This window comes from Streptomyces phytophilus (assembly GCF_013870535.1).
GTDB lineage: Bacteria > Actinomycetota > Actinomycetes > Streptomycetales > Streptomycetaceae > Streptomyces > Streptomyces phytophilus.
Window position 1 is genome coordinate 1 of the sequence record NZ_JACBXC010000537.1, and the last position, 3996, is coordinate 3996.

Here is a 3996-nt window from a genome sequence, read left to right on the forward strand (position 1 = left end):
GGCCGCGGGCGGCGGTCACCGACGACGCGGTGCCCTGGCCGGGGATCGAGGGCCTGAAGGAGCTGAAGGCCGTGGGCAGTTGGGCGCAGCTCCGGCCGGCCCGCACACCCGGGCTCTGCGTCACGGAGGGCACGGACCGCGCGGGCCGCTACCCGACGGCGGTCGCGGCCCAGCAGCCCTGCGCGCAGGCCGTCCAGCCGCGGGTCTACCTCGAACCGGTCGGCGAGGGCGCGGTGCAGATCCAGTGGCACCACCCCGAGCACGGCATCGGCTGCCTGACCGCCATGCTCGAAGGGCCCGGCCGCGGTCTGCTCGAACCCCGCGACAGGTGCGCAGACGACGACCCGGCGCAGCGCTTCCGGATCGAGCCGGCCGGCGGGCGGGGCGCGCCGCGCTTCCGCCTCCTGCCGGGCACCGGCGAGTGCCTGGCGCCGCGGGACGAGGACACCGCCCCCGGCGCCGAGATCGTCCAGGTCCGCTGCTCCGGCGCCGCGGACCAGGAGTTCCGGATCAGCCTGACCCCGCCGCCGTAGCCGGGCCCGCGGCGTATCTGGCGGCGAGGGCGGCGGCGCGGTCGCGCAGCGCCGTACGCAGCCACTCGGGCGCCAGCGCCTCGGCGTCCGCCGCGAGTTGCCACACCGCCCACTCGGCGTGCCGCGCGTCCTGGAACGCCACCTCCAGCCGCAGCCGCCCGTCGGGCTCCACGTCCTCCGCGAGTACGGCGAGCGCGGTGCCCACCAGCTCCTCGCGGCGCCGCGGCGTGACCCGTACCGCCACGGTGACCTGGTCGCCACCGCCGCGGAACCGGGCGCTGCGCTCCTGCCAGGCCCGGTCGAGGTCGATGCGCTCGGGCCGCTCGGCCGGTTCGGGGAGTTCCTCTGCGGCGCGTACCCGGGAGAGGCGGTAGGTGCGGTCCTCACCGGCGCGGATGGCGAGCAGGTAGCCCTTGTCCCGTACGGTCACCAGGCCGATCGGGTCCACCGTGCGCCACGTCGCGGCCCGCCCCTCCGGGGCGTAGCGGATCCGCAGCTTCCGCCCGGCGAACACGGCGCCGCGGAGGGCGGCCAGCACGTCGTCCGGCACGTCCTCGGCGGTGAGCGGGCGGGCGAGGAGGTCGGTCGCGGGGTCGACGAGGAGCCGTTCCGCGACGCCCGCGGCGGTGTCGCGGTAGCCGGGCGGCAGCGCGTCGACCACCTTGAGCATCGCCGACGCGAGCGCGGAGCCGAGCCCGAACGCCTGCGCGCCGCGCCGCGATCCGGCGATGAGGAGGGCGAGGGCCTCGTCGTGGTTCAGCCCGGTCAGCTCCGTACGGAACCCGGGCAGCAGCGCGAACCCGCCGTGCCGCCCGCGTTCGGAGTGCACCGGGACGCCGGCCGCGGAGAGCGCGTCGATGTCGCGCAGCACGGTGCGGGTGGAGACCTCCAGCTCGCGGGCGAGCGCGGCCGCGGAGAGCCGGCCGCGCTGGCGGAGCAGCAGGACCAGCGAGACCAGGCGATCGGCGCGCATACGAAAAATCTAGCAAGATATACGACACAGGATGTCGTCATTCGTTGCGAGGCTGACGACCATGGAACGCACAGCGATAAACCCGGTCACCTGGTCGACGGAGATGGGCTTCAACCAGGGCGAACTCGTCTCCGGCCACACCCGGACCCTCTACGTCTCCGGCCAGACCGCCATGAGCCCAGACGGCCGACCGCAGCACGCCGGCGACATGGCCGCGCAGCTCGGGCTCAGCCTCGACAACCTCGAAGCGGTGCTCGCCGGGGCGGGCATGTCCCTGGAGAACCTCGTCCGCCTCACCGTCTGCACCACCGACGTCGACCTCCTCCTCCAGCACTACGGCGAGCTGGCCGGCCGCCTGGCCGCGGCCGGGGCGGCACCGGCGACGACGATGCTGGGGGTGACCCGCCTGGCGATCCCCGCCCTGCTGGTCGAACTGGAAGCCACCGCCGTCGCCTGACCCGCCCGCGGCCTCTCCCGCCCGTCCGCCGCCTTCCCGGGCGCCGGGGCGGGAGTCGGTGTCGGTACGGGCCTGCCCGGCGGAAGCCGCCGGGCAGGCCCCTACCGGTGCCGGGAGGTCCTCAGCGTTTGAGGGTGAACGTGAAGTCGCCGGTCGTTCTGGCGGTGAGGCGGATCCCCGAGACGAGCCTCCCTTCTTCGGCCAGTCGCTCCGCCTCGGCCCGCGTGAGGCCGCAGCCGTCGGCGATCAACGGCAGCGGGCGGACCGGGATCCGGGCCGCGAAGCGCACCGCGACGTCGACGACCTCGCGGTCCAGGTGGTCCGTGCCACCGGTGTCCAGGCGCCAGGCGCCGGTCCAGTCGAGCGCCACGCGGTTGCGGCGCTGGAGAGACGGGTCCTGGAGCAGGGTGGCGGCCAGGTGGATGTCGTTGCGGTGGAGCCGGTCCAGGAGTCCGGGGCGTAGGGAGCGTACGTTCACCCGCTCCAGGACGGTGAGCTTCGCCGTCTGCCCGCAGCCCGTGCAGAGCACGAGGAGCCAGGCGTCGAGGAGTTTGTGGTGGGCGTTGACACGGAACTTGCCGTTCGCCCGGAAACGCCCGGACGCGCACGCGTGGCAGCGGCGGCGGACGAGCGGCAGGCAGGTGGGCATGACCAACCAGTCTGTGAGCACAGAAGTACACCGGCATCTGTGTGAGAGAACCGCAGCAAAAAGCAGCGCGGCGGCGCCCGCACGAAGCGGCGCACGACGCGCGACCAATCAGCGCTTGGGAGGTCTCACACGGTGTACAACGGCACGCCCTTGCCTCGACGACTCGGCCGCGGCCACCGTACGGGCGCGGGGCGGCGCCGCTCCACCGGTTTTCGCGGGCCCTAGAATTCGCGGGCCGTAAAAGCCGTGGACGGATCCTCGAACGATCACCTACTGTGTGACGGCACGCCCTGAGACGGACGGAAGGAGGCGAGTGCCGTGAAGTTCACACCAGTCCAGCGCTCCCCTCGTCCGCAGTCCGGCGTGGTTCGTTAATTCCCGACGGGAGCGCGCCAAGCAGCACGTATCCCGGAGGAATCCATGACCGATCCGGTCATCCGCGCGCTCACCGCGAGCGACGCCCATCTCTTCGACGCACTGCCCGACCCCCTCGGCGCCCGCGAGGCCCACCGGCGCACCCGTTTCCGTACGGAGTGGAAGCGCGTCGCCCTGCGCGGCGGCGAAGTCGTCGCCCGCGGCGCCTGGTGGGGCGGCCCCGACGACGCGGAGCCCCTCACCGTCAACTGGTTCGACGTGGCCGAGGGCGAGGAGGAGGCGGGGGCGCAACTCCTGCGTTCCGTGCCCTGGCAGGTCGAACTCGAAATCAACCTGCCCGGCGACTGGCGCGACCGGCCCGCCCTGCGCGCCGCCGCCGAGGCCCGCTTCGCCGCCGCCCGCACCGCCGGGTACGAACTCCTCGTCGAGCGCTTCCTCTACCGCTGGACCCCGGAGAACGGCCTCCCCGAGCGCCCCGGCCGGCTGCGCTTCCGCCCCGAGCCCGACGACGCGGTCTTCTTCGACGTCCTGCGCCGCATCCACTCCGCCACCCTGGACGCCCACGCGCTCAAGGCGACCGAGGAGGGCGGCCTCGACCGGGCGGCACAGGAGGAACTCGACATCTTCCACTGGTTCCCCTCCCCCCGGGAGTGGTGGCAGACCGCGTACACGCCGGACGGCGACCTGGCCGGCATCCACATCCCCGCCCACAACCCCTCCGGCCCGACCATCGGCTTCATCGGCGTCGTCCCGGAGCAGCGCGGCAACGGCTACGCCTTCGACCTCCTCACCGAGTGCACCCGCGTACTCGTCGAGCACGGCGCGGAGTTCATCAGCGCCGCGACGGACCGGGGCAACTTCCCCATGGCCGCGAACTTCACCAAGGCCGGCTTCCCCGTCGTCAAGGAGCGCATCAACTTCCACCCGGCGGGCCGGAAGGCGTAGCCGGCGAGGCGGGGGGTCCGGTGCCGGACGGCCGGGCCCCCCGCCCCGGGGGCGCCCGTATCTC

Annotated in this window: 5 protein-coding genes; 3 read left to right on the plus strand and 2 right to left on the minus strand. The window is 73.8% G+C overall.

All coding sequences use genetic code 11. The annotated features are described in order from the left end of the window. A partial coding sequence (locus H5J30_RS20805) for an RICIN domain-containing protein (protein WP_220189157.1) occupies positions 1–533 on the plus strand: 533 nt, incomplete at its 5' end. Here H5J30_RS20805 and H5J30_RS20810 read toward each other — a convergent pair. After that, positions 511–1506, minus strand: coding sequence for a helix-turn-helix transcriptional regulator (locus H5J30_RS20810; protein ID WP_181788912.1), 996 nt, complete (start codon positions 1504–1506; stop codon positions 511–513). The two genes, H5J30_RS20805 and H5J30_RS20810, sit on opposite strands and share 23 nt — an antisense overlap. Before the next feature lie 61 nt (positions 1507–1567). Here H5J30_RS20810 and H5J30_RS20815 point away from each other — a divergent pair, with 61 nt between their 5' ends. Then, positions 1568–1963 carry a RidA family protein gene (locus H5J30_RS20815; RefSeq protein WP_181788913.1) on the plus strand — a complete coding sequence of 132 codons (396 nt, stop codon included), beginning with the start codon at positions 1568–1570 and terminating at the stop codon, positions 1961–1963. A 121-nt stretch (positions 1964–2084) separates the two neighbouring features. Here H5J30_RS20815 and H5J30_RS20820 read toward each other — a convergent pair whose 3' ends face one another. After that, positions 2085–2612: a DUF1062 domain-containing protein gene (locus tag H5J30_RS20820; protein WP_181788914.1), complete on the minus strand. Its 528-nt coding sequence runs from the start codon at positions 2610–2612 to the stop codon at positions 2085–2087. 420 nt (positions 2613–3032) lie between these two features. On the opposite strand from H5J30_RS20820, the gene H5J30_RS20825 reads away from it, so the two are divergent. Further along, positions 3033–3932 (plus strand): GNAT family N-acetyltransferase, encoded by a 900-nt coding sequence (locus tag H5J30_RS20825; protein ID WP_181788915.1) that lies wholly within the window; start codon positions 3033–3035, stop codon positions 3930–3932. Positions 3933–3996 lie beyond the last annotated feature (64 nt).